The 23,356-nt window shown below is 56.1% G+C and carries 19 protein-coding genes; 12 read left to right on the top strand and 7 right to left on the bottom strand.

Translation table 11 applies throughout. The features are described from left to right. The first annotated feature begins 156 nt into the window (after window positions 1-156). A complete protein-coding gene (locus tag AUQ43_RS08430) occupies window positions 157-600 on the top strand; it encodes a DUF2218 domain-containing protein (protein WP_181838559.1) in 444 nt (147 codons plus the stop codon). A gap of 186 nt (window positions 601-786) precedes the next feature. Here the strand turns inward: AUQ43_RS08430 and AUQ43_RS08425 are convergent, their stop codons facing one another. After that, window positions 787-1,674 carry a LysR family transcriptional regulator gene (locus AUQ43_RS08425; protein ID WP_062955817.1) on the bottom strand — a complete coding sequence of 296 codons (888 nt, stop codon included), beginning with the start codon at window positions 1,672-1,674 and terminating at the stop codon, window positions 787-789. Between the two features lie 176 nt (window positions 1,675-1,850). On the opposite strand from AUQ43_RS08425, the gene AUQ43_RS08420 reads away from it, so the two are divergent. Then, window positions 1,851-3,350 (top strand): CoA-acylating methylmalonate-semialdehyde dehydrogenase, encoded by a 1,500-nt coding sequence (locus AUQ43_RS08420; protein ID WP_062955816.1) that lies wholly within the window; start codon window positions 1,851-1,853, stop codon window positions 3,348-3,350. Between the two features lie 96 nt (window positions 3,351-3,446). Here the strand turns inward: AUQ43_RS08420 and AUQ43_RS08415 are convergent, their stop codons facing one another. The 4 genes from AUQ43_RS08415 to AUQ43_RS08400 form a co-directional block, all read right to left on the bottom strand. After that, window positions 3,447-6,212, bottom strand: a complete 2,766-nt coding sequence (locus AUQ43_RS08415; RefSeq protein ID WP_062955815.1) for a sensor histidine kinase — start codon at window positions 6,210-6,212, stop codon at window positions 3,447-3,449. A gap of 3 nt (window positions 6,213-6,215) precedes the next feature. Further along, entirely contained in the window at window positions 6,216-6,395 is a 180-nt protein-coding gene (locus AUQ43_RS08410) for a hypothetical protein (protein WP_062955814.1), read from the bottom strand. An 83-nt stretch (window positions 6,396-6,478) separates the two neighbouring features. Next, a complete protein-coding gene (locus tag AUQ43_RS08405) occupies window positions 6,479-6,862 on the bottom strand; it encodes a response regulator transcription factor (RefSeq protein WP_232310634.1) in 384 nt (127 codons plus the stop codon). 118 nt (window positions 6,863-6,980) lie between these two features. Then, window positions 6,981-8,558, bottom strand: a complete 1,578-nt coding sequence (locus AUQ43_RS08400) for a helix-turn-helix domain-containing protein (RefSeq protein ID WP_062955812.1) — start codon at window positions 8,556-8,558, stop codon at window positions 6,981-6,983. A gap of 202 nt (window positions 8,559-8,760) precedes the next feature. Between AUQ43_RS08400 and AUQ43_RS08395 the strand changes: the two genes are divergently transcribed. From AUQ43_RS08395 to AUQ43_RS08375, 5 genes are all read left to right on the top strand, one after another. Further along, a complete protein-coding gene (locus tag AUQ43_RS08395) occupies window positions 8,761-10,122 on the top strand; it encodes an ABC transporter substrate-binding protein (protein WP_084272034.1) in 1,362 nt (453 codons plus the stop codon). 119 nt (window positions 10,123-10,241) lie between these two features. After that, a complete protein-coding gene (locus tag AUQ43_RS08390; RefSeq protein ID WP_062955811.1) occupies window positions 10,242-11,258 on the top strand; it encodes a branched-chain amino acid ABC transporter permease in 1,017 nt (338 codons plus the stop codon). Between the two features lie 3 nt (window positions 11,259-11,261). Then, window positions 11,262-12,440 (top strand): branched-chain amino acid ABC transporter permease, encoded by a 1,179-nt coding sequence (locus tag AUQ43_RS08385; RefSeq protein WP_062955810.1) that lies wholly within the window; start codon window positions 11,262-11,264, stop codon window positions 12,438-12,440. 3 nt (window positions 12,441-12,443) lie between these two features. Beyond that, window positions 12,444-13,205 (top strand): ABC transporter ATP-binding protein, encoded by a 762-nt coding sequence (locus tag AUQ43_RS08380; RefSeq protein WP_062955809.1) that lies wholly within the window; start codon window positions 12,444-12,446, stop codon window positions 13,203-13,205. After that, on the top strand, window positions 13,202-13,954 hold the full coding sequence (locus AUQ43_RS08375) for an ABC transporter ATP-binding protein (protein WP_062955808.1): 753 nt from the start codon (window positions 13,202-13,204) through the stop codon (window positions 13,952-13,954). The genes AUQ43_RS08380 and AUQ43_RS08375 overlap by 4 nt, the downstream gene beginning before the upstream one ends. Before the next feature lie 142 nt (window positions 13,955-14,096). Here the strand turns inward: AUQ43_RS08375 and AUQ43_RS08370 are convergent, their stop codons facing one another. After that, the gene (locus tag AUQ43_RS08370; protein WP_198157160.1) at window positions 14,097-15,689 is read right to left on the bottom strand and encodes a gamma-glutamyltransferase family protein; all 1,593 of its coding nucleotides are present in this window, start codon (window positions 15,687-15,689) and stop codon (window positions 14,097-14,099) included. A 139-nt stretch (window positions 15,690-15,828) separates the two neighbouring features. Here AUQ43_RS08370 and AUQ43_RS08365 point away from each other — a divergent pair, with 139 nt between their 5' ends. Next, entirely contained in the window at window positions 15,829-16,542 is a 714-nt protein-coding gene (locus AUQ43_RS08365) for a GntR family transcriptional regulator (protein WP_062955807.1), read from the top strand. A 110-nt stretch (window positions 16,543-16,652) separates the two neighbouring features. Here AUQ43_RS08365 and AUQ43_RS08360 read toward each other — a convergent pair whose 3' ends face one another. Then, window positions 16,653-17,078 (bottom strand): nuclear transport factor 2 family protein, encoded by a 426-nt coding sequence (locus AUQ43_RS08360; RefSeq protein WP_062956033.1) that lies wholly within the window; start codon window positions 17,076-17,078, stop codon window positions 16,653-16,655. A gap of 270 nt (window positions 17,079-17,348) precedes the next feature. Here AUQ43_RS08360 and AUQ43_RS08355 point away from each other — a divergent pair, with 270 nt between their 5' ends. The 4 genes from AUQ43_RS08355 (at window position 17,349) to AUQ43_RS08340 (ending at window position 23,325) form a co-directional block, all read left to right on the top strand. Further along, window positions 17,349-18,536 carry an ABC transporter substrate-binding protein gene (locus AUQ43_RS08355; protein WP_062955806.1) on the top strand — a complete coding sequence of 396 codons (1,188 nt, stop codon included), beginning with the start codon at window positions 17,349-17,351 and terminating at the stop codon, window positions 18,534-18,536. A 103-nt stretch (window positions 18,537-18,639) separates the two neighbouring features. After that, on the top strand, window positions 18,640-19,515 hold the full coding sequence (locus AUQ43_RS08350; protein ID WP_062955805.1) for a branched-chain amino acid ABC transporter permease: 876 nt from the start codon (window positions 18,640-18,642) through the stop codon (window positions 19,513-19,515). Next, complete coding sequence (locus tag AUQ43_RS08345; RefSeq protein WP_062955804.1) at window positions 19,515-22,094, top strand: branched-chain amino acid ABC transporter ATP-binding protein/permease; 2,580 nt, start codon at window positions 19,515-19,517, stop codon at window positions 22,092-22,094. Before AUQ43_RS08350 ends, AUQ43_RS08345 begins: the two co-directional genes overlap by 1 nt. Beyond that, window positions 22,087-23,325 carry an amidohydrolase family protein gene (locus AUQ43_RS08340; protein WP_062955803.1) on the top strand — a complete coding sequence of 413 codons (1,239 nt, stop codon included), beginning with the start codon at window positions 22,087-22,089 and terminating at the stop codon, window positions 23,323-23,325. The genes AUQ43_RS08345 and AUQ43_RS08340 overlap by 8 nt, the downstream gene beginning before the upstream one ends. Window positions 23,326-23,356 lie beyond the last annotated feature (31 nt).

Raw genomic sequence — 23,356 nt, 5'->3', positions numbered from 1 at the left:
GTTGCCACGGACCTTGCGGTTTGCCCGATTTGGGACATTTTTCTACAGGACAAAGTGCATTGACGTTGGTTTGTTCTGCAGTGTAAGTGACTAATAGTCATCATTGTTTGACGAAAACACGATATGAGATGCGTGTCCAAGGGGTATGGGGATACCGTGCGCGAATGCGCCCTTAAAGGATTGGTGATGCATATGTCTAATCTTGCGTTTAATGTGAAGGAGTCCTGGCCGGCTGCAGTCGAATCAATGGATGTTTCGATTGAAGACGCCTCCCCTGTTTCTGAAACTTCCAAGCAACAAGATAATGTTGACAGCTTTGCGTTTGCAGACATTTATCTGCGCAATGCGCCTTGCTTTTTGAAGGGTATGTTGCTGCAAGCCCGCGGCGATAATGTCGAGGTTTCGCTGCGCAAACCAGATGCCGGTTTGCTGGCCTTTGAAAAAGGCGCCTGCGAGCTGAGCGCGACCTACCTGTTTTTGACGGTTGCAATGTCTGCCGCTGACGAGGAAAGTCTTGCTGAAATGCAGGCCTATTTCGAACAAAAGCTGCGGACCCTGTCGCCGCAGGCCAAGTTCGAGATCGATTGGCGAAATAAATGAACAATCGTCATTTGTTGATACTTCAAAAGCCCGTTCAGTTTTGAACGGGCTTTTGTGTTTGTTAAGGTAGCCAAAGGCTGGTTTCTGTTTGCAGGCCCAGTTGCAAACCTGTTGACGTCAGGAAGGTGTTCGCGCGTATGACGTCGGACGACTTAGCTGTGCATTTCGGCTTTGCACCGGTGTTGGTCATTCGACGATAAATCTGGCGCGTGCTGTGCGCACAACCTTGGTAATATGCTCTGCAATTGCCGCGACGCTCCGGGTGTCCTTGGTGTCCGGATGCTGGAGCATCCAGTAGTTTCGGGTGAAGCGGATTTCAGGCAGCAGGCGGACAAGGTCGGGGATGCCTTCGGTGGCGTAGTCATGCAGGATGCCAATACCATATCCGTTGCGCACCGCCTCCATCTGGGCCACCACACTGCCGCATTCAAAGCGACGCTTCATCAGTTTGCCAAGGCGGGCGGCATAATCCAGCGCGCGGCTGTAAATCAGATCCTCGATATGGGTGACAAACAGGCGGTCCGTCAGATCGGCCTCGGTTTCGACCGCGCCAAAGCGTTCGATATAGGATTTCGTGGCATAGACACTCAACGTGTAGTCGGTGAGTTTGCGGATTACGAGCCGGCCCTGCTTGGGGCGGTCAAGTGTAATGGCAATGTCGGCTTCGCGCTGGGACAGCGAAAAGGTGCGTGGCAGCGGCACCAGCTGAATGACAAGGTCCGGGTGGTTTGACGCAAAGTGAGCCAACTCACTTGCCAGAAAATAGTTGCCCAATCCATCCGGTACGCCGACGCGGACCGTGCCGCTGATCATTTCGGACTGGTTGGAAACGGCATTGCCGGCGCGCAAGAAAGCCGATTCAGCAGCCTCTGCCGCCTGCATCAACTCCTGTCCCGCCGGGGTCAGGTCCGATCCGGTGGTGCGCCGTTCAATCAGCTTGGTGCCAAGTTCCTGTTCAAGTGCCGTCAGCTGCCGGCCCACCGTTGCGTGGTTCAGGCCAAGCTGCCGGGCAGCGGCAAGGATCTGGCCTTGGCGGGCAACAGCCAGAAAGATGCGGAAACGATCCCAATCCATGACGGGTCTGGTCCTGTGGTGACTTTAAATTTTGCACATCGAGTTTGCGGAAATGATAATTGATGTGCATCCCTGTGCATAGTCATAATGGGTACAGGTTATGAGGGGTAAAACCCCCACTTATATTAAGTATCAAGATCGTCCCACGGATCATCAGGTTTATCGGGAGAAACCCAATGGCAACCCAACTTACCCATTACATCAACGGCAAACGTGTTGCCGGTACGTCCGGGCGTTCGGCACCGGTTTTCAATCCGGCGACGGGTGCCGAAAGCGCGACGGTTGATCTGGCGTCCAAGGCCGAAGTCCGCGCAGCGGTTGAGTCCGCATCCGCAGTCGCGGCCGAATGGGCGGCAACAACGCCGCTGCGCCGTGCGCGCATTCTCAACAAGTTCCTCGGCATCCTCGAAGATCGTTCTGAAGAACTCGCTGCCGCCATTACCGCCGAACACGGCAAGGTTCTGTCCGATGCGCTGGGCGAAGTCACCCGCGGGATCGAGGTTGTCGAGTTTGCAACCGGTGCGCCGCAGCTGCTGAAAGGTGAGTTCACCGAGAATGTCGGTACCAAGGTTGACAGCCATTCCATCCGTCAGCCGCTGGGCATCGTTGCCGGTATCACGCCGTTCAACTTCCCGGCCATGGTGCCGATGTGGATGTTCCCGGTCGCCCTTGCTTGCGGCAACTGCTTCATCCTGAAACCGTCCGAGCGCGATCCGTCTGCCTCGCTTCTGCTGGCAGAATGGCTGACCGAAGCCGGTCTTCCGGACGGTGTGTTCAACGTTGTTCAGGGTGACAAGGAAGCGGTGGATGCGCTTCTGTTTGATCCGGATGTTTCGGCCATCAGCTTTGTCGGCTCGACCCCGATTGCCAAATACATCTACGAAACCGCAACCGCACAGGGCAAACGTTGTCAGGCCCTTGGCGGGGCGAAAAACCACATGATCATCATGCCGGATGCCGACATGGATCAGGCGGTTGATGCCCTGATGGGCGCGGCTTACGGTTCGGCTGGCGAGCGTTGCATGGCCATCTCGGTTGCTGTTCCGGTTGGCAAGAAAACGGCAGATACCCTGATCGAAAAGCTGGTTCCGCGCATCAATGAACTGCGTGTGGCGCCGGGCACGGATCCGACGGCCGAAATGGGCCCGCTGGTCACCGCTGCACACCGCGACAAGGTTGTTGGCTATATCAACAAGGGTGTCGAAGAAGGTGCCAAGCTGGTCGTTGATGGCCGTGATATCAAGCTTCAGGGCTATGAAGACGGCTACTTCGTTGGTGGCACCCTGTTTGATGACGTCACCCCGGATATGAGCATCTACAAGGAAGAGATCTTTGGTCCGGTTCTGTCGGTGGTGCGCACCGATGATTTTGATACCGCAGCCAAACTTGTTGACGATCATGAATATGGCAACGGCACCGCGATCTTTACCCGCGACGGTGACACCGCACGTGAATTTGCGGCGCGTACCCAAACCGGTATGGTTGGCATCAACGTGCCGATCCCGGTTCCGATGGCCTTCCATTCGTTTGGCGGCTGGAAAGCATCGCTGTTTGGTGACCATCACATGCATGGCCCGGAAGGCGTTCGCTTCTATACCAAGCTGAAAACCATCACCTCGCGCTGGCCGACCGGTATCCGCAAGGGTGCTGAATTCGTCATGCCGACGATGAAATAAGCGACGGGTTAAGCATTGCGATCATCGCAATGAGCAAGAATGAGCAAGGGCGTGCAAAGTTTGTTTTGCGCGCCCTTGTTGTATCTGGAAGGTGGATTACTTGGCCAGGGTATCGGGTCTTGCCGGGGCAATGGACTCCATCATCTCGCCGGGGATGAAAACGCGGAACGTCGCCCCCTGTCCTGCCGGGCTTTCAGCCCAGATTTTGCCCTGACAATGTTCGACGACATGTTTGGCGATTGCCAGTCCAAGGCCGGAACCGGATGGTTTGGGTTTGTCGTCGGCGTATTTTCCGCCCCGCGAGAATTTGTCAAAGATGATCTCAAGCTCGTTGGGGGCAACGCCGTTGCCGTTGTCGGTGATCGACACCAGATAACCGCCATCCATGGCCTCGCCCCGGACCGAGACCTCGGGATGATCGGGGTCAGAGAACTTGGCCGCGTTGGAAAGCAGGTTGATAAAGACCTGTGTCAGGCGGTCCCGGTCGACATGCAACAATACCGAGTTGCGCGAATATTCCGTGGTCAGCACCACGCCCTTGGAATCAAACAGGCCTTTGACCGCATCGATGCTTTCATCAAGCACCGTACGCGGGTCCACCTCGACCGCACGCCAGTCGGAATGACCGGCTTCCAGACGGGCAAGATCAAGATGATCATCAATCAGGCGTGTGAGACGTTCGCTTTCACGGACAATAATCTCAAGGAAGTGGTCGGCCTGTTTCGGGTCAAGGTTGGGCGAATCGACCAGAATCTCGGAGAAGGACCGGATCGATGTCAGTGGGGTTCTGAATTCATGACTGACCATTGTCAGGAATTCATCCTTGAGCCGGTCCAGTTCCTTGAGCCGTTCATTGGCCGCGCGCAGCTCGGCGGCGGTTTTTTCAAGCTCTCGGGACTTGGTTTCAAGGCGTTGGGAATACTCGATGACGTGCGATGTTTCTTCAAGAATCTCAAGCACTTCATCAAGACTGACCATCTCCCCCTTGGCAACAGATGACACCATGACACGCGCCGATGCCGCCCCGATGGACCCCGCCAGCAGGCGTTCGGTAAAGGCGATCATGTCGGCATCGGCTTCGCCCTTGCCCCGCCACGAAGGATCAATGCTTCGGTCAAACTGGCGGAAGGACTGATAGGCGCGATCCCGGCCCAAAAACCGTTCAACCAGTTCATAAAGATCATTGGCCGAGGCCGATGACCGCCAGATCACCGTATCCTGACCTTTGCGCGAAAAGGCATCGACAAACAGGGTTGCCTGAATGCGTTCAAGCGCACTTGGTACGGTAAACAGGCTGATCAGGACATAGGCGGCAGTATTAAGCGAAATCGACCAGATCAGGGCATGGGTCAACGGCGCAAAATCGGTCAGGCCAAACAGGCTTTCGGGGCGCAACCACGGATGGCCAAACGCGCCGTTCAGAATTAATGACGGATCCATCCAGCCACTGTCGGCAAGCGATGGCAGCAACAAGGTATAGCCCCAAACGGCAAAGCCGATGGTCAGTGCGACCTGCGCACCGGTGCGTGTGCCACCCTTCCAGTACAGGCCGCCAATCATGATCGGGATGAACTGGGCAATGGCGGCAAAGGAAATCAGGCCGATTTCAGCCAAGGCATCGCTGGCCCCGGCAGACCGGTAATAGGCAAAGCCCATAAACACCACGACAACGATGGAGGCGCGGCGGATAAAGATCAAAAGCCCGGTCAGGTCATCACGCTCGGTCAGGCGCAGTGGGCGAATACGCAACAGGGCCGGGACAATCAGGTCGTTACATACCATGGTGGAAAGGGCGATGGTCGCAACAATCACCATGCTGGTACTGGCCGAAAGTCCGCCAACATAGGCAAGAAGGGCCAGCAAGGATTGGTCTTCAAAAAGCGGGACGGAAATCACAAAGAAATCCGGGTCCGACCAGACCGGAAGTGCGCCAAGCCCGGCAAGGGCAATTGGTAGAACAAACAGGTTCATCGCCAGAAGATACAGCGGGAACGCCCAGCTTGCGGTGGCGAGATGACGTTCATCGACATTTTCAACGATGATGACCTGAAACTGGCGCGGCAGACACAGGATGGCAGCCATCGACAGCATCATAAGCGTCAGCCAGCGTGAACTGCCATTTTCCGGCAGCATCAAAAGTTTTGCCGTATCGGCGTTTTCGGCTGATTGCGCAAACAGATCGCCAAGCCCGTCATACATCACGAACGAGACAAAGAAACCAACGGCCAGAAGGGCAAACAGCTTAACCAGACTTTCAAAGGCGATGGCAGCAACCATGCCCTCGTGATGTTCGTCGGCATCAATAAAGCGCGTGCCAAACAGAATGCCAAAAAGCGTCAGGCCAACAGCGGCCCAAAAGCCACTGTCGGAAAAGACGCTGACGGTCTCGCGGACCGGCTCGATCATGCCGTGATCCCAGGCCGTCAGCACCGTATAGCTGGTGGCGATTGCCTTGAGCTGAAGCGCGATATAGGGCGTGGTGCCAATCACCGCGATCAGGGTCACAAGGACGGAAAGCTGGGTGCTTTTGCCATAGCGTGACGAGATAAAGTCAGCGATTGACGTGATACGGTGGGCCTTGGAAATGCGCAGCATCTTGCGCAGCAAAAACCACCAGCCCAGAAAGATCACGGTCGGTCCCAGATAGATCGTCAGATATTCAAGCCCGTTGCGTGCTGCCGTGCCAACAGCGCCATAAAACGTCCAGGACGTGCAGTAAACCGCGATGGATAATGTATAGACCGTCGGGTTGCGGACCCAGGAATGTCCGTCACGCGCGCGCTTGTCGCCCCACCATGCAATCGCATAAAGCAGCCCGACATAAATCAGCGAAACGAGGATGACCAGTTCCGAGGACAGCATGGGCTATTTCCTCTCGGTCTGGGCAGCGTTGCGAAGTGCGCTTGTTAGAACAGCACACAGCGCAATCAGTATGGCCCATCCGACAAAAAAATAGACAAACAGGATCGGCAGGCCAAGGATCGTGCCATCAAGCGAAAACATGCCCACGATTGGTGGCAGCCAGATGAACAGGGCCACCAGCATCAGGACAAGGGCGCGTTCGGTAAGTCTGCGTGGCGGTGTGATGGGCGCCTCCTGCCGGTTGATGGGGAACGCGAACGCGCGTTTCAGTTCGCGTTGCGTTCCAGCAGGGCCTTGACCCGGGACACAACATCGCGTGTGGAAAATGGCTTGGTCACAAAATCATCGACACCAAGCTCAAGACCCTTGCGACGGTCCACTTCGCGTGTCTTGGCGGTGAGCATCATGATCGGCACTTGCCGGGTGTTGGAATCGCCGCGCACGGCGCGCACGACTTCAAACCCATCGCAAACAGGCATCATGACATCAAGTAAAACCATGTCCGGAATGTCGCGCGCAATCATGGAAATCGCGGTGCGCCCATCGGTGGCGACGCTGACATCATAGCCTTCCTTCTCCATCAGGAAGCTCAGGGACTCGACAATGGTTTCCTCGTCTTCGGCAATCAAGACCTTTGGTCTCTCATTCAAGGACGTTCTCCCGATTTTTCGGATTGTTATACCCCCAATCCTAGCGGCTAATGCGCTGAATGATAATGCTACTTTGGGGTGGTATACATAAGGTATTGCTGTTGATGGTGTCGGCCTCTCATTTCGCAGCCATTTTGGGTGTGCCTTCCGCCATTTCATAAGCGCGTTGCGCACAGTCATTACGTGGGCATTGTCGGCACGATATACCAACCGGAACGGCTGATTCCGGTCGATCAAGCGACAAACGGTCACCATAGACGACATCATTCGAGAACACCGTATCACATCCGATCATCACCGAATGAACCGATCGCGGCACCCCATACCCCCCGGCGCCTGATCGCAGGGCACGCGCGACAAACAGATATTCACTGTCATCGGGCAGGCGGACAAATTGCGGAATAACACGTTCGGGCGCGGTATAGGCTTCGTGCACGACCCAGCGGGGGCAGGCGCCGCCATAGCGTGGCAATTGCAGGCCGGATGCCGAAAAGCGCTTGGAAATATTTCCGGCAATATCCGTTCGCACCAGATGAAACGGAATGCCTTCGGCTCCGGGGCGGCGAAGCGTGGTCAGGCGGTGGCAAACTTGCTCCCAGCTTGCGGCATAGCGTTGCTGAAGCAGTTCGATATCGTGGCGCATGCTGCGCGCATCATCCAAAAACGGCTCATAGGGAAACAGCAATGCCGCCGCCGCATATGAAATCAGGGCTTCTGATGCGCGAACCCGGCCTGCTTCGCTGCTGACCTGGGCCTGATCAAGGATTTCATTGATTGGCTCGGCAGCCTCAAGGCGGCAAATGGTGCGGGCCGCCTGAAAACGGGCCGAGGTGATCGGCAGGGCGCGCGATACGCGCAGTGTGTTGTTTTTGGCATCCCATTGATGGCCGCTTGTCAGGAAATCTTCGGACGGCAGGCGTTCGATCCGGGTTTTGTGGCGGTCCTCAAGATAGTTGATCAGGTCAGTCAGATAGAGCCCGCCATCCGGATCAATCACCGGGCGCATCTTGTGGGCGTGGTCTTCAAGGCTGGGGAAATGGTTGGCATTGTCATACAGCAGGTCATCGACTTCCTCGGCCGGGCTGGCGGCGGGGCGACCGGCTTCGCCTCGTTCAAGAAAGTTGAAAATCTCGGTCGCGGATTCAGCAAGGCGCTGGGATTCCTGTACCAGTGTCGCGTTAAAGCGTGCCCGCTGATCGGGCGACAGATCATCATAATCATCAAAGATTTCCGCCACGGTGCGGATCGACGTGATGCGCGTCAGGATCGAATGGCTGGCCTCGGTCAGGAACGGATCGTGGCTAAGCCGTTCGGACAGGGCATCAATGTCATCAAGGCCGCTGCGATATGCGCGGTACAGCGACAGGAACGCCGTGATCATGCCCGGTGCGGCGGCGATCATGGCCGGGAAGTCGCGGCTTTCGACCGGGGTGGTGCGAAAGACGGGGTCGGATGCGACTTCGGCAAGGTCGGAAAGCAATCGGCTTTCCTCTGACCCGGACAGCGTATGCGGGTGAATTTCCAGTGCCTCGGCAATTCGCATCAACAATCCGCCGCCAATAGAGCGACGGTTATGTTCGATCAGATTAAGATAGGATGCCGAGATGCCCGCAGCCTTCGCCAGGGCGTTCTGGGTCATTCCGATGTCTTTTCGTCGTCCGCGAATGCGGTGTCCGATGGGGGCCTGACGCGCCATACTAAAGTCTTACCTGTTGACAAGATTTACAAATTTTCACAAGGGCCATCTATATATTTACAAAAAAGTTGTTTTATATCAACTAGGTGTTGATTCATTTTCAAATGCTCCTCATTGTTTTGACAGGTCGATAAGAAAAAGAACCAAAATACAGACCTCAGATTTCTCTGAAACAGATCCCAAGACATTGGGGAGGAAAACCATGTCGGAGACTAAGCTTATCGGAAATGTATCTCGTCGTACGATCCTGAAAGGGTCCGCGGCAACAACGGGTGCAGCCCTCATTGGCGGCACTTTCCCGATGCATTTCATCAAGAACGCGCATGCCCAGACCTTCCGTGGCGATCCGGGTAGCGCTTCCAGCGTCAAACTCGGCTTTAACGTTCCGCAGACCGGTCCGTATGCCGATGAGGGTGCTGACGAACTGCGCGCCTATCAGCTTGCAGTCAAGCACATCAACGGCGAAGGCGATGGTGGTATGCTCAATACCATGAAGCCGCTTGAGCTCAAGGGTAACGGTATCCTCGGCAAAAAGGTCGAGTTCGTAACCGGTGATACCCAGACCAAGTCCGATGCTGCGCGTGCTTCTGCAAAGCGTATGATTGAAAAAGACAATGTGGCAATGGTTACCGGTGGTTCGTCCTCTGGTGTGGCAATTGCCGTGCAGGGTCTTTGCCAGGAAATGGGCGTCATCTTCATGGCGGGTCTGACCCACTCGAATGACACCACCGGTAAAGACAAAAAGCGTTATGGCTTCCGCCACTTCTTCAACGCTTACATGTCCGGTCAGGCGATCGCGCCGGTTCTGCTTGACGAGTACGGCAACGAACGCCGCGCTTATCACCTGACGGCCGATTACACCTGGGGCTGGACTCAGGAAGAATCGATCAAGGCCGCAACCGAGAATATCGGTTGGGAAACCGTCAACACGGTTCGTACCCCGGTTGGTGCTGGTGACTTCTCGCAGTACATCACCCCGGTTCTGAACTCTGGTGCAGATGTCCTGATCCTGAACCACTATGGTAAGGACATGGTCAACTCCCTGACCCAGGCTGTTCAGTTCGGTCTGCGTGACAAGCAGGTGAATGGCAAGAACTTCGAAATCGTTGTTCCGCTGTATTCCCGCCTGATGGCACAGGGTGCTGGCGAAGCTGCAAAAGGTATCCTTGGTACCACCAACTGGCACTGGTCGCTGACCGACGCCGGTTCGCAGGCCTTCGTCAAATCGTTCGGTCAGGAATACGGCTTCCCGCCGTCCCAGGCTGCACATACCTGCTACGTCCAGACGCTGCTGTATGCAAACGCCTGCGAAATGGCCGGTACCTTTGCACCTTGGGAAGTCATCAAGCAGCTCGAAGGCTTCGAGTTCGATGGCGCGGGCAACGGCCCGACCCTGTATCGTGCAGAAGACCACCAGTGCTTCAAGGACGTTCTGGTTGTGCGTGGTAAAGAAAACCCGCAGTCCAACTTTGACCTTCTTGAAGTCGTTAAAAACGTTCCGCGTGCACAGGTCGAATATCCGGCCGATATGTTCGGCGGGGAACTGGGGCCGTATCAAGTCTGATACACCCAAAATTGATGCAAGTAGGGCCGGCCATCTCCCAATGGTCGGCCCGTTTGCCCTCTGGCCTCGGCCTATACGACTTTTGACTAAGTCCCTTACGAATACGCGGCGGATAACTGATGGACGCTATATTTCTTCAAATCCTGAATGGTCTGGACAAGGGCGGTGCCTACGCACTGATTGCACTTGGTCTGACCCTGGTGTTTGGCACGCTCGGCGTGGTGAACTTTGCCCACGGTGCCATCTTCATGATGGGCGCATTCTGCGCGGTCACTCTGGAAAAACTTTTGACCCTTTCGGTCAAGGTCAAGGATGAGTCGGTCACCTTCTTTGACGCCTACAAGGAAACGCCATACCTCGAACTGTGGTTTGGTGATACCGGGACGGCGATCATTGACTGGTCGGTACCGTTATCGATCATCCTGGCAGTACCGGTGATGTTGTTAATCGGCATTGTCATGGAACGCTCGCTCATCCGGTATTTCTACAAGCGTCCTCATGCCGAGCAGATTCTTGTGACCTTTGGTCTGGCCATTGTTCTTCAGGAACTGGTCAAGGCAGCCTTTGGCGCGAACCCGATCCCGCAGGGGGCACCTGATATCGTTTCGGGGTCTGCAGCCGTTGGCGCGATCTTTGGTCTTGGTGAAGCTGTTGTTTATCCGTGGTGGCGTCTGATTTATCTGGCGTTCTCGCTGATTACCATTGGCCTTGTATTCTCGTTCCTGCATTTCACCACCTACGGGATGGTGGTGCGCGCCGGGATGGCCGACCGTGAAACGGTCGAGCTTCTGGGCATCAATATTGAACGTCGCTTTACGATTGTGTTTGGCATCGCGGCCGTGGTCGCGGGTCTGGCAGGCGTGATGTACACGCCGGTTCTGCCCCCGGATTATCATCTGGGCATGGACTTCCTGGTACTGTCATTCGTCGTGGTTGTTGTGGGTGGCATGGGCTCTTTGCCCGGTGCGGTGGCCGCTGGCTTCCTGCTGGGGATCTTGCAGTCCTTCTCATCCATGACCGAGGTGAAAGACATCTTCCCGGGGATTGACCAGATCATCATCTACCTTGTTGCCGTCGTCATTCTGCTGACCCGTCCGCGCGGTCTGCTGGGACGCCGGGGCGTGATGGAGAGCTAAAAAATGTCAAATACAAAAATCGTCTCGCCCAAGAAGGATATGATCTTCATGGCCATCCTGTCGGCCGTGGTCCTGACCATGCCGCTGTGGTTGCAGCCCTTCGGGGCGGCCTATCCCGACCTGATGCAGAAGTTCATGATCTTTGGCATCTTTGCCATCGGCTATAACATTCTGTTTGGCCTGACCGGCTATCTGTCCTTTGGTCACGCAGCCTTTCTGGGTGTGGGGTCGTACACCGCCGTCTGGTCGTTCAAGCTGCTGTCGATGAATGTCATTCCGGCATTGATCTTTGGCACGGTCCTTTCGGGGCTGTTCGCGCTGGCCATCGGTTTTGTGTCCTTGCGTCGTTCGGGGATTTACTTCTCGATCCTGACACTGGCCTTTGCACAGATGTCCTATAACCTGGCCTATTCGGTTCTGACCCCGATCACCAATGGTGAAACCGGTCTGCAGCTTGAACAGGCGGATCCGCGTGTTCTCGATCGCATGTCTGGCATCGAAGCGGACGCATCGCTTCCGACCCCGAACCTGTTCGGGATCGAGGGGATCGGTTATTCGGGCTTCTATATCTGTGCGGCCCTGATGCTGATTTCGTTCTTCATTTACCTGCGTATCTTCCGCTCGCCATTCGGGCTTAAGCTGCGCGCGATCAAGTCAAACCAGAACCGCATGGGCTATACCGGGTTCAGCACCCGTCCATATCTGATGACCGCCTTTGTCATCTCGGGCATGTATGCCGGTCTTGCCGGTTCGCTTCTGGCGGTAACCGATCCGCTGGCCGGGGCCGAGCGCATGCAGTGGACTGCATCGGGCGAGGTCGTTCTGATCACGATCCTTGGCGGTGTTGGCACCTTGATTGGTCCGCTTCTGGGCGCTGGTATCATCAAGTATTTCGAGAACATCTTCTCGGCCTTTAACGATACCGTGCTGCTCAATGCATTCTCCTTCCTGCCGGACTGGCTGGCACACCCGATTGCATCCGTGGTTGGCCTGTTTGTTGGCGAAGGCTGGCATCTGACCCTTGGCCTTGTCTTCATGCTGATCGTGATCTTCCTGCCCGGTGGCATCATGGAGGGTATCAGCCGCCTGTCGCGTCTGCTCTTCAAACGCGAGAAAACCGAGCCGAAGTCCGACGGTCATGAAAACAAAGAAAAAGAACAAACATCGGCGGGGGAGGTCTGATCCATGTCCGAATACATTCTTGACGTCACCGACGTTGACAAGAACTTTGGCGGTCTGCAGGCGCTTTCCGATATTAACCTTCGGGTTAAGGAAGGCACCGTGCACGCGATTATCGGGCCGAACGGGGCTGGCAAATCGACATTGCTGAACGTGATTGTCGGGCGTCTGGCACCCAGCCGTGGCCGTGTGCTTCTTGGCGATCAGGTGCTGACTGGCAAGGAACCGCACGAGATCAACCAGCTTGGTGTCGCGCGTGTTTTCCAAACGCCGGAAATCTTCCCGGAACTGTCGCTTTTGCAAAATGTGATGGTTCCGGCCTTTGCCAAGCGCGAAGGCATTTTCAAGATGAACTTCATCAAAAGCCTGTTCTCGGAAAAAGAAGTCCTCGAACATGCTGAACACCTTCTTGAAGATGTCGGCTTGCTTCAGCACAAGGATCATCTTGCCGGTTCGATGTCACGTGGTGACAAGCGCCGTCTTGAACTTGCCATGTGCCTTGGGCAACAGCCGAAACTGTTCTTGCTTGATGAACCGACCGCAGGCATGTCGCGCCATGATACCAACCGCACGATTGATCTGCTTAAACGGATCAAGGAACGTGGCATGACCAAGGTGATCATTGAGCACGACATGCATGTTGTGTTCAGTCTGGCCGATCGCATCAGCGTTCTGGCCCAGGGTGCCATCATTTGTGAAGGCACACCTGAAGAAGTACGTAACGACCCACGGGTCAAGGAAGCCTATCTCGGAGGGGAAACGGTATGAACGCGCTGCCAAAACAGGAACCTGTCCGTAAACAGGGTGGCGACCCGGCGTTTTTCTCGGTCTATGACATCCATGCCTATTACGGCGAAAGCTACATCGTTCAGGGGCTGTCCTTTGACATCCGCGAAGGCGAAATTCTGGCCCTTCTCGGGCGTAACGGGGCGGGCAAGACATCGACGCTCCGTACGCTTGCCCGCATGGGGGACCCGGAACTCAAACATGGCGAGATCTGGCTTGATCACCAGCCATTGCACGAAATGAAGGCATGGCAGGCCGCCCGTTTGGGTCTGCAACTTGTGCCCGAAGATCGTCGCATCATTCCGGGCATGACGGTCGAACAGAACCTTGAGCTGGCCCAGATTGCCGAACCGCATGGTTGGTCAATCCAGCGCATCTATGAACTGTTCCCGCGTCTTGGTGAAAGGGCGGAGCAGGAGGCGATCACGCTTTCGGGCGGTGAGCAACAGATGCTTGCCATCGGGCGTGCTCTGGCCCGTGACATCAAGATCCTGCTGCTTGATGAACCTTATGAAGGTCTGGCACCGGTTATTGTTCAGGAAATCGAAAGAACCCTGCAAAACGTCAAAAAGCTCGGCATCACCACCATTATTGTCGAACAGAACGCGATTGCAGCGCTGAAACTGGCAGACCGCGCCATCATCATGGATAGCGGCGAGATCGTCTTTGACGGGACCGCGCAGGCTGTTCTGGATGACGAGGAACTGCGCGATCAGTACCTCGCCATCTAGGGAACATACCTAGGGTCACCTTGCCCGTTTTGTGTGGGGGGAGTTTCCGAAGCTTTGTTGTAAGGGGGGCTTCGGAACAGTTAAGGCCGTGCCTGTGGGGCGCGGCCTTTTCCTTTGTCTGGGCTGAATGATGATCTAATCGTCAGACGCCAATCGCCTTTCCGTCACTGCGCGGATCATGTGCCCCGTCGACGAAGCCATCCTCGTCAATGCGGATGATCCCGGCCTGTCCGGCAAGGGCACTTTGCTGCTCAATCGCACGCAGGACATGACCACGTGCGGCCAGCTCGTCAAACACGTCATCCCCGGCATCGACTTCAAGTTTCAGGCTGTCATTGGCATCGGAAAACGTCTTGCCAAGCAAAAAGCGCGGCTTGGCGAGTGCGTCCGCCGGTGACAGGCCGAAATCAAGCAGGCGGGTCAACAACATCGCAAGGGTTTGCGGCTGTCCATCGGCCCCTTGTGTGCCATACAGCAAATGCGGCTTGCCCCCCTTAAGCGCCATGCCGGGATTAAGCGTATAGAACGGAAGCTTGCCCGGTGCGAAGGCATTCGGGTGGTTGGGATCGGTGCTGAATGCGGCCCCGCGGTTTTGCCAGACAATGCCGGTATCGCCCGCGACCACCCCGCTGCCCCAATCGAAATAGGTGCTTTGCAAAACACTGGCGCAATTGCCATTGGCATCCTTGGCGGCCAGAAACACCGTATCGCCATGCCGGAACGGATGCGGCCAATCAAGCGCATTGGTGGGCGAGATGTCCTTGGCATCTGCGGCCAGATCGGCGTGATCCAGAAGGGCCGTAAAATCGGTGCTGGTAAAATCGGGATCGGCGATCTGATCGCGTTTCAGGAATGCCCGTTTGATGGCCTCGACCACCAGATGGTAATGATCCGCCGTTCCCTCGGCCCAGTTCTTTTGCCCCATTTCGCGCAACACCCCCATGGTCATAAGCGTCGCCAATCCTTGCGTTGGCGCGGGCGGGGCAAACAGGGTGACGTCACCATAGTCAAGGGACACCGCATCGACCGTTCGGGTGCGGGTTTTTGCAAGGTCCGCCTTGGTGATCGGCGATCCGACGGCTGACAAACCTTTGACAATCTGATCCGCAAGACCGCCTTCATAGAAATCGCGCGCGCCAAACTCGGCAATGCGTTTCAGGCTTTGCGCCAAATGCGGCTGATGGAAGGTTTCACCGACATGGGGCATCCGCCCGTTTGGCGTGAAAACGTCCATAAAGCTCGGCCAATTGGCGATTTCCTCTTTACGGAAATCAAGCCAGAAACATTGTGACGGACTGATCGCAAAGCCGTTTTCCGCAAGCGCAATTGCAGGCGTGATCAATTCCGACAGGTTTTTGGTCCCGCCCCAGTTCTTTGCCGAATGATCAAGCGCGTGTTGCCATGAATCCACCGTGCACGCTGTGGTCAGGGTCGAGCCCGGACCGCGCAGCGGAATTGGGGTACCGGGCGTGATTGTATCGCCGCCTTTTTCGGCGGCCTGACCAATACCCAGGAAAGACTGAACCTTGCCGGTGTTGTCTGAAACCATCCAGACCGCATCACCACCAATGCCGCAGAAATGCGGGTAGGTCACGGCAAGGACGGATGCCGTGGCGACAACCGCCTCAATCGCGGTGCCGCCATCGCGCAGAACTTTTGCACCGGCCTCGCTGGCCGCCGTGCTGGGGCTTGTGACCATGGCGCGATGTTTAAAGGCCGTCTGTTGATCGGTCATGGGGGCATTCTTTCAGTCAACGAGGTTGTATTTGAATTGGGTCGGACTGCGCGTGGATCGGGTGTGGCGAAATTGCATACAATCCTTTATACAAGCGCAGGTTACAAAATCTTCGAAACAAGAAACGTGGCGGATCGGGATGAAAGCAGCGGACAAGGCAAAGCATCGTACAGACATGATCAGTTCGGCATTGCGTTCGGCAATCCTTGAACGTGTACTGATGCCCGGCATGAAGCTGCCCGAAGATTCTTTGGGTGAACGGTTCGGCGTCAGCCGCACCCTTATTCGCCAGTCGCTTGAACGGCTTGCGGCCGAAGGGCTGATCGAACTTCGCCGCAACAAGGGCGCGATGGTTGCCAAGCCCAGCCTTGAAGAGGCCCGTGATCTTTTCGAGCTCCGCACCCAGATCGAAGACCTTGTCATCAGCCGGGTGATCAAGAATATGAGCCCGGAAATTCTGGGCGAACTTGAAGCCCATCTTGCCAAGGAAGTCGAAGCCGAAAACGCGTCGGAGCCGATCTCGATCCGGCTTGCCACCGAATTCCACATTTTGCTCGCACGTCTTTCGGGAAGTCCGGTCTTGCTGCGCTATGTCGAGGAAATCGGCTATCGCTGTGGTTTGACGCTTTCGCTTTATGCCCGCCCGCACTCGACCGATTGCGGCATTCAGGAACACCGCCAGATCATTGATGCCCTCGCCAAGGGGGACGAAGACACCGCGCGCAAACTGATGCGCCATCATCTGACGGCGGTTGCCGACAGGGCCCTGTTCACGACAGAGGAAGGCGGGCCGCTTTTGTATCTTGATGCGCTCGAACCCTATGCCCGGAAAGTGCGCGACGGCGGGGCATAACGCAACAGTGCCGCCGCGCACATGATCGCCTGTCCGCAAGTGCAGGCGATCTTTCGCATTCCAGGGATTGGGGGTGGGCAGGTGCCGATGCGGATTTGGCATATGCGGGCCTAAGCCTTGATACCCTTGCGGATCAGAATGCGTTCCGCACTTTCATTCCAGACATCCATTTTGATGATCTTGCCGTTTTCAATCACGAAACGGTCGATATAACGGTTGCCTTCAAACGGGGTGCCGTCGGGCCATTCGCCGTAAAGCCAGCCAGTGCTGTAAACAACGGTCTGGCCGTTGGTATGGGCGACATCAAACTGACCGAACTTCTTTTTTACCCATTTATAGCGCGCGGCGTTAAAGGCCGTGGTGCCCGACGGATGATCGTACTTCTGACCATCGGTAAAGGTGATGACGACATCATCAGACATGAATGTCGCCGCCAGTTCCGGGTCGGGTTTCATGGATGCATCAAGAAAATCACGCACGGTCTGGGCCTCTGGCGGCAAGGTATCAAGCACATTTTCCGCGGTTTGGTCGCTCATTTCAAAAGCCTCTGTTTTCGGGAATTGATCTGGCATCAGCATAAACGCTGTGCAGAAATTTTGCATGCACTAATTTTATGCAAAAATTGCATGCAATCTGCGTATACATGAGGCAATTCTGTTTTCTGCCCGGATGGAAAAACGCCTAAGTCTCTGATTTTGAATGATTATGATTCTTGGCATGTCGCTTGCTGCACTGCGGTGACGATTTGGTGCGCAACGCGAATTTGCGACACCGAACGCTGCAGACACATAATCAGGGAGTCTCACATGCCTATTTCTTCGCCTTTCCGGAAAATAACGCGGCGTGCCGCCCTTCTCGGGGCTGCTGCTGCGCTGATATTCGCCACCACCCTGCCTGCCCACGATGCCCGTGCAGAAGACACTGTGAAGCTTGGCCTTGTTGCCGCACTCAGCGGTCAGTCGGCCAAGTCGGGCGAAGCCATTACGCGCGGCATCACCCTTGCGATTGACAAGATCAATGCCGAGGGTGGTGTTCTTGGCAAGCCGCTTGAACTTGTATCGCGTGATGATGAAAGCAACCCGGGCAAGGGTCTGGTTGCAGCCCGTGAACTGGCCCAGCGCGAAGGCGTTGCGGCGATCATTGGTGGCCTTGATACGCCGGTATCCTTTGCGATCGTGCCCTATGTGAACCAGCAGAAAATCCCGTTCATTGGCCCGTGGGCTGCCGGAACCGGGATCACCAAAAACGGTGCAGAGGAAAACTATGTCTTCCGCGTTTCGGCGGTTGATGAATATGTCGACGAAGCCATCACGGAGTATCTGATTGCCAATTACGGTGCGAAGAAACCGGGCATGATCCTGATCAACAACCCTTGGGGGGAGTCGAATGAAAAGGGCCTGCTCAAGGCGCTTGAAAAGCGTGGCATGGAACATGCCGGGATCGAAAAGTTTGAATCAAACGATGTCGATGTTGTCCCGCAGCTGACCCGTCTTAAGGAAAACGGTGCGGATTCCCTGTTTGTCGTTGCCAACGTTGCCCCGACTGCACAGGTGATCAAGTCGCTTGATCGTATGGGCTGGGATGTTCCGATTTCATCGCATTGGGGGCCGGCCGGTGGCCGCTTCACCGAACTGGCTGGCAAGTCGGGCGAGAAAGTCCACTTCATCCAGACCTATCTGTTTACCGATCCGGCAAATCCGATGTTCGTCAAACTTCAGGAAAAGTTCCCGGAAATCGAAACCCTTGCCGACGTGACCCCAGCAACCGGCATTGCCAATGCCTATGACGCAACCCTTCTGCTTGCAGCCGCCATTGAAAAGGCCGGTTCGACCGAAGGTCCGGCCATCCGCGAAGCGATGTACGAAATCAGCGGTGTCGAAGGCATGATCAAAACCTATGACAAGCCGTTCACCCCGGACGATCAGGATGCGCTTGGTCCCGAAGACTACACCTTCGCGCATTTCGTCGAAGGCCAGATCATTCCGATCAAATAAGCGATTTACTAACCCGAATGGCGTGTACCCAATGCGCGCCATTCGGGGATTTATCCATTTTAAATGATGCACTCATGTGCACGGCATAGGCAGGCGGCTGGCAATGACACTTTTAATCGCAGCTCTGATAACCGGGATCGGTCTGGGCAGTATGTACGGGCTGATCGCACTTGGTTTCCAGATCACCTATTCGGTGTCCTCCAAGGTCAATTTTGCGCAAGGATCGATGGTGATGCTGGGCGCTGTTCTGGGCTTTGTGTTCTGCGAACGATACGGTTTTCCGGTCATTGTCGGCTATCCGCTGGCCATTTTGTGCTGCGGGCTTGCCGGTATCATGGTCGAATTTTTCCTTGTTCGTCCGTTTGCCATTCGCAATTCCGAAGCCTGGCTGATGGCGACTGTCGCGGGCGGTATTTTGCTTGATAACGCGGTTCTGTTCACCTTTGGCAACGAACCGCGCACCCTGCCATCGGCCCTTGTCGGTGAAAGCTGGAACGTGTTTGGCACCGGCGTTTACCCGCAACAGATCCTGATCCCGGTCGCGGCCATTGGTGTGGCACTCGCACTGCATGCCCTGTTCCGTCATACCCGTCAGGGCCGGGCCCTTTTGGCCGTCGTGCAGAACCTTCAGGCCGCCAAGCTGATGGGGATCAACACCACCCTGATGGTGACCGGATCCTTCGCCATTTCATCGATGCTGGCCGGCTGTGCCGGGCTTCTGATTGCGCCGCTGTTTTCGGTGCATTCGGATATGGGTACGCTTTTTGGCCTCAAGGCCTTTGCGGTTGCCATTCTGGGCGGCATGACATCGGCCTATAGCGTGATGTTGGCTGGCTTTATCTATGGCCTGGTTGAGGCCGGTGTGACCACCTATCTCGGATCGTCCTACACCTTCATCGTCGTCTTCGCGCTTGTGATCGCGGTTCTGACCGTCAAACCAAGCGGCCTGTTTGGCCGTGCTGCGATCAAGAAGGTCTGATGATGAAACGCGAAATCAAATTCAAAAATCCGATGCCCAAACTCAATAAATCCATCGCCCTTGATGCCACCATCCTGGCCGCCATCATTGCCGGTTTGATCGGTGTCACGATCACGGGCGGCTATACCCAGTTCGTCATCGGCCTTGTCGCCATCACCACCGTTTTGTGTGTGGGGCTGAACGTTTTATATGGCCTGACCGGGTTGGTGTCGCTGGGGCAGGTCGGGTTCTTTGCCATCGGGGCCTATGCCAGCGCCATTCTGACGCTGGCCGGGCTTAATTTCTGGATGGCGCTGATTGCATCGACCGTGATTGCCGGGTTGGCGGGCTGTGTTTTGGCACTTTCGGCTGTGCGCATGGCCGGGCCGTTCCTTGCCATGGTGACGATTGCCTTTGCCTTTATTGTCGAACATGGCGCGATTGAATGGCGCGCACTGACCGGCGGGCAAAACGGCCTGATGGGTTTCCCGATGCCCGAACTGTTTGGCTATATGTTTAGCGAACGCGATCTTGTGATGCTGTGTGTTGTTCTGGCCGGGGTTGCGCTTTTTGCCTTCCGTCGTCTGGCGACAAGTGGCTGGGGCATGGCAATGACCAGCATGCGCGATGCCGAAATCGCCGCAAGTTCGCTTGGTTATAACGCCTTTGCCGTCAAGGCATCGGGCTTTGCCATTGCCGCTGCCATGGCCGGTCTTGCCGGGGCGTTGTTTGCACCGCTTATGATGTTTATCGCACCGTCAAACTTCCCGCTCAGCCAGTCGATCCTGTATTTGTTTGCCGTCATTCTGGGTGGTGCGGGCACGGTTCTGGGGCCACTGGTCGGCGCATCGGTTTCGGTGTTGTTGCCCGAACTTCTGGCCGATTTTGCCGAATATCGCCTGCTGATTTTTGGCGGACTTTTGATTGTCGTTTTGCTGATTGCCCCGCGCGGGATTGTCGGCGTGATCGAACGGTTCATTCCGCTGACCAAGCGCGGTGTCACCGCCACCCCGGCGCACGAGATCGAGGCAGGCCTTAAGGATTACGCCAAATCAGACGGTCTGGTGGTTGAAAACCTGTCCATCGCCTTTGGCGGGGTGAAGGCGGTCAATGCCGTTTCCTTCACCGCCAAGCCGGGCGATGTCACATCCATCATTGGTCCGAACGGGGCTGGTAAAACCACGCTTTTGAACATCATCAGCGGGTTCTACAAACCGACCGAAGGAACCGTGCGCATCGGGGATCAGGACATCGCAGGCAAGCCAACCGATTTTGCTGCGCGGAATGGCATTGCGCGCACCTATCAGGCGACCCGTCTGTTTGAAAACATGTCGGTGATCGACAATGTCATTGCCGGTCTTCCGGTCGGTCGCTTTGGCAAGCCTTTCAGCGCGATTGCATCGGATAGCAACCGCAACCATGCCGCCGGGCTTCTGGCCTTTTGTGGCTATCATGGCGATATCGATGCCCGTGCCGGTGACCTGCCGCATGTTGATCGCAGGCTGGTTGAAATTGCGCGGTCGCTGGCGACCAGACCCGGGGTCTTGTTGCTGGATGAACCGGCCGCTGGCCTGATGCATGCTGACAAGGTGTCGCTGGCGAAATTGCTGCGTCAACTGGCCGATGCCGGAATTACCGTGGTGCTGGTCGAACATGACATGGAAATGGTCATGGGCATTTCCGATCAGATTTTGGCCGTGGATGCCGGAACACCGATTATCTTTGACACCCCGCAGGCGGTTCAAAACGACCAGCAGGTTATCGCCGCCTATCTTGGTGACGGCGAAATGAAGGCCCGCCCGCGCCCGATCCCGTTTGAGGCCGGGGACTCTCCGGTGATCGAAACCCTGCGCTTGACGGCTGGCTATGGCGCCGCACCGGTTCTGCATTCCGTGGACCTCAAGGTCCGTCAGGGCGAAATGGTTGCGCTTCTGGGGGCAAACGGTGCAGGCAAGTCGACCTTCCTGACCGCACTGGCCGGGTTGCTGCGCCCCGTGGATGGCAAGATCGTTCTCAACAACGAATATATCCATGATCTTGCCCCGCATCAGATCGTTGAACAGGGCTTGGTTCTGGTGCCCGAAGGCCGTCAGGTCTTCCCGGAACTGACTGTGCGCGAAAACATCGAACTGGGGGCCTATAAGCAACCCAAACCTGTCAGTTCGGATGAACTTGAAGCCATCCTGAATCGCTTCCCGCGTCTGCGCGATCGCATCAACAGCCCGGCTGGTCTTTTGTCCGGGGGCGAACAGCAAATGATGGCAATTGCCCGTGGACTGGTCGCCAAGCCAAAGGCGCTGTTGCTTGATGAGCCATCGCTTGGTCTGGCGCCTGCCATGGTCGAGGAACTCTATGCCATTCTCGGCGAATTGCGCGACGAAGGGGTCACCATCCTTCTGGTCGATCAGATGGCGACCATGGCGCTTTCGGTCGCTGATTATGCCTATGTCCTTGAACAGGGGCAGGTGGTTGCCAAAGGCAAGGCATCCGATCTGAGAGAAGATGAACGCCTGATTGCCGCCTATTTGGGTGGTGCCGAACAGGGCGATAAAGCCCCCAACGATAAAAACCCGGAACTGGGAGCACACGAGAATGCTTGACTATCTGGTGAGGAACGCCTGCCTGAATGGTGAGAATGCGCTTGTCGATCTTGCCGTGGCGGATGGAAAAATTGTTGAAATTGCCCAGTCGATTACCGGCGATGGACCAAGTTTTGATGCGCCAAGCTTTGATGCAGCGGGCCAACTGATCAGTTGCGGCTTTGTGGAAAGCCACATCCACCTTGATAAGGCCTGCATTCTTGACCGTGCCAAAAACGAAACCGGCACGCTTCAGGGCGCGATCAGTGCCGTCGCCAACGCCAAAAGCGGCTTTACCAAGGATGACATTTACGCCCGCGGTGCCCGCGTGATTGAAAAGGCAATTACCGAGGGCACCAATGCGGTGCGCACCCATGTCGAAATCGATCCGGGCATCGGCTTGGCGGGCTTTAACGCCATCAAGCGGCTTAAGGCTGATTTTGCCTGGGCAATGGATATCGAAATTTGCGTTTTCCCCCAGGAAGGCCTGTTTAACTATCCCGGGACCGAGGAACTGTTGCGCCAGGCATTGGATAGTGGTGCCGATTTGCTGGGCGGTTGTCCCTATATGGATACCGATCCACATGGCCAGATCCTGCGTCTGTTTGAAATGGCGCGCGACTATGATGTCGATCTGGATTTCCATCTTGATTTTGATCTGGATGCCAGCTGGCGGCATTTGGATGAAGTGGCAAAACAATCCATCGCCTTTGGCTGGCAGGGGCGGGTGATGATCGGGCATGTGACCAAATTGTCGGTGCTGCCCAAACCCGAACTTGAAGACACGATTGCCATCATGCGCGATGCCGGGATCGGCCTGACCGTGTTGCCCGCAACCGACCTTTTCCTGACCGGGCGCGATCATGATCACTCCGTACCGTGCGGCGTTGCCCCGGCGCACAAGCTTGCCGCCCATGGTGTGTGTTGCACGATTGCGACCAACAATGTGCTGAACCCGTTTACGCCTTATGGTGATTGTTCGCTGTCGCGCATGGCCAACCTGTATGCCAATGTCAGTCAGCTTGCGACCGAGGCCGAACTTGAAAACTGCTTTGCCATGGTGTCCGACGCCCCGGCCAAACTTCTCGGCCGATCCAGCAAGATCGCGGTTGGCGAAGCGGCAAGCTTCATCGTCCTGCCCGCCCAAAGCCGCGCGCAAGTGGTTTCGGAAATCAGCCGCCCGATCTGGGGCATGAAAGAAGGGCGCGTAACGTTCGAGCATCCGGCAGCCCGCCTGTTTAAACCCGCATGAAAACCACAGCGTTCTGGAACGCAAAAAGCCT

It is taken from the genome of Thalassospira sp. MCCC 1A01148 (genome assembly GCF_001613795.1).
Taxonomy (GTDB): Bacteria; Pseudomonadota; Alphaproteobacteria; order Rhodospirillales; family Thalassospiraceae; genus Thalassospira.
Note: the sequence above shows the minus strand (reverse complement) of the source record. Positions and strands in the feature narration are given on the sequence as shown.

Bases quoted from the DNA above. Each gene is read 5' to 3' on its own strand.
- AUQ43_RS08370 (WP_198157160.1), bottom strand. From the start codon at position 15,689: ATGACCGATCAACAGACGGCCTTTAAACATCGCGCCATGGTCACAAGC.
- AUQ43_RS08395 (WP_084272034.1), top strand. From the start codon at position 8,761: ATGTCGGAGACTAAGCTTATCGGAAATGTATCTCGTCGTACGATCCTG.
- AUQ43_RS08420 (WP_062955816.1), top strand. From the start codon at position 1,851: ATGGCAACCCAACTTACCCATTACATCAACGGCAAACGTGTTGCCGGT.
- AUQ43_RS08375 (WP_062955808.1), top strand. From the start codon at position 13,202: ATGAACGCGCTGCCAAAACAGGAACCTGTCCGTAAACAGGGTGGCGAC.
- AUQ43_RS08365 (WP_062955807.1), top strand. From the start codon at position 15,829: ATGAAAGCAGCGGACAAGGCAAAGCATCGTACAGACATGATCAGTTCG.
- AUQ43_RS08380 (WP_062955809.1), top strand. From the start codon at position 12,444: ATGTCCGAATACATTCTTGACGTCACCGACGTTGACAAGAACTTTGGC.
- AUQ43_RS08340 (WP_062955803.1), top strand. From the start codon at position 22,087: ATGCTTGACTATCTGGTGAGGAACGCCTGCCTGAATGGTGAGAATGCG.
- AUQ43_RS08410 (WP_062955814.1), bottom strand. From the start codon at position 6,395: ATGCTGGTGGCCCTGTTCATCTGGCTGCCACCAATCGTGGGCATGTTT.
- AUQ43_RS08345 (WP_062955804.1), top strand. From the start codon at position 19,515: ATGATGAAACGCGAAATCAAATTCAAAAATCCGATGCCCAAACTCAAT.
- AUQ43_RS08385 (WP_062955810.1), top strand. From the start codon at position 11,262: ATGTCAAATACAAAAATCGTCTCGCCCAAGAAGGATATGATCTTCATG.
- AUQ43_RS08400 (WP_062955812.1), bottom strand. From the start codon at position 8,558: ATGGCGCGTCAGGCCCCCATCGGACACCGCATTCGCGGACGACGAAAA.
- AUQ43_RS08390 (WP_062955811.1), top strand. From the start codon at position 10,242: ATGGACGCTATATTTCTTCAAATCCTGAATGGTCTGGACAAGGGCGGT.
- AUQ43_RS08355 (WP_062955806.1), top strand. From the start codon at position 17,349: ATGCCTATTTCTTCGCCTTTCCGGAAAATAACGCGGCGTGCCGCCCTT.
- AUQ43_RS08360 (WP_062956033.1), bottom strand. From the start codon at position 17,078: ATGAGCGACCAAACCGCGGAAAATGTGCTTGATACCTTGCCGCCAGAG.
- AUQ43_RS08415 (WP_062955815.1), bottom strand. From the start codon at position 6,212: ATGCTGTCCTCGGAACTGGTCATCCTCGTTTCGCTGATTTATGTCGGG.
- AUQ43_RS08350 (WP_062955805.1), top strand. From the start codon at position 18,640: ATGACACTTTTAATCGCAGCTCTGATAACCGGGATCGGTCTGGGCAGT.
- AUQ43_RS08425 (WP_062955817.1), bottom strand. From the start codon at position 1,674: ATGGATTGGGATCGTTTCCGCATCTTTCTGGCTGTTGCCCGCCAAGGC.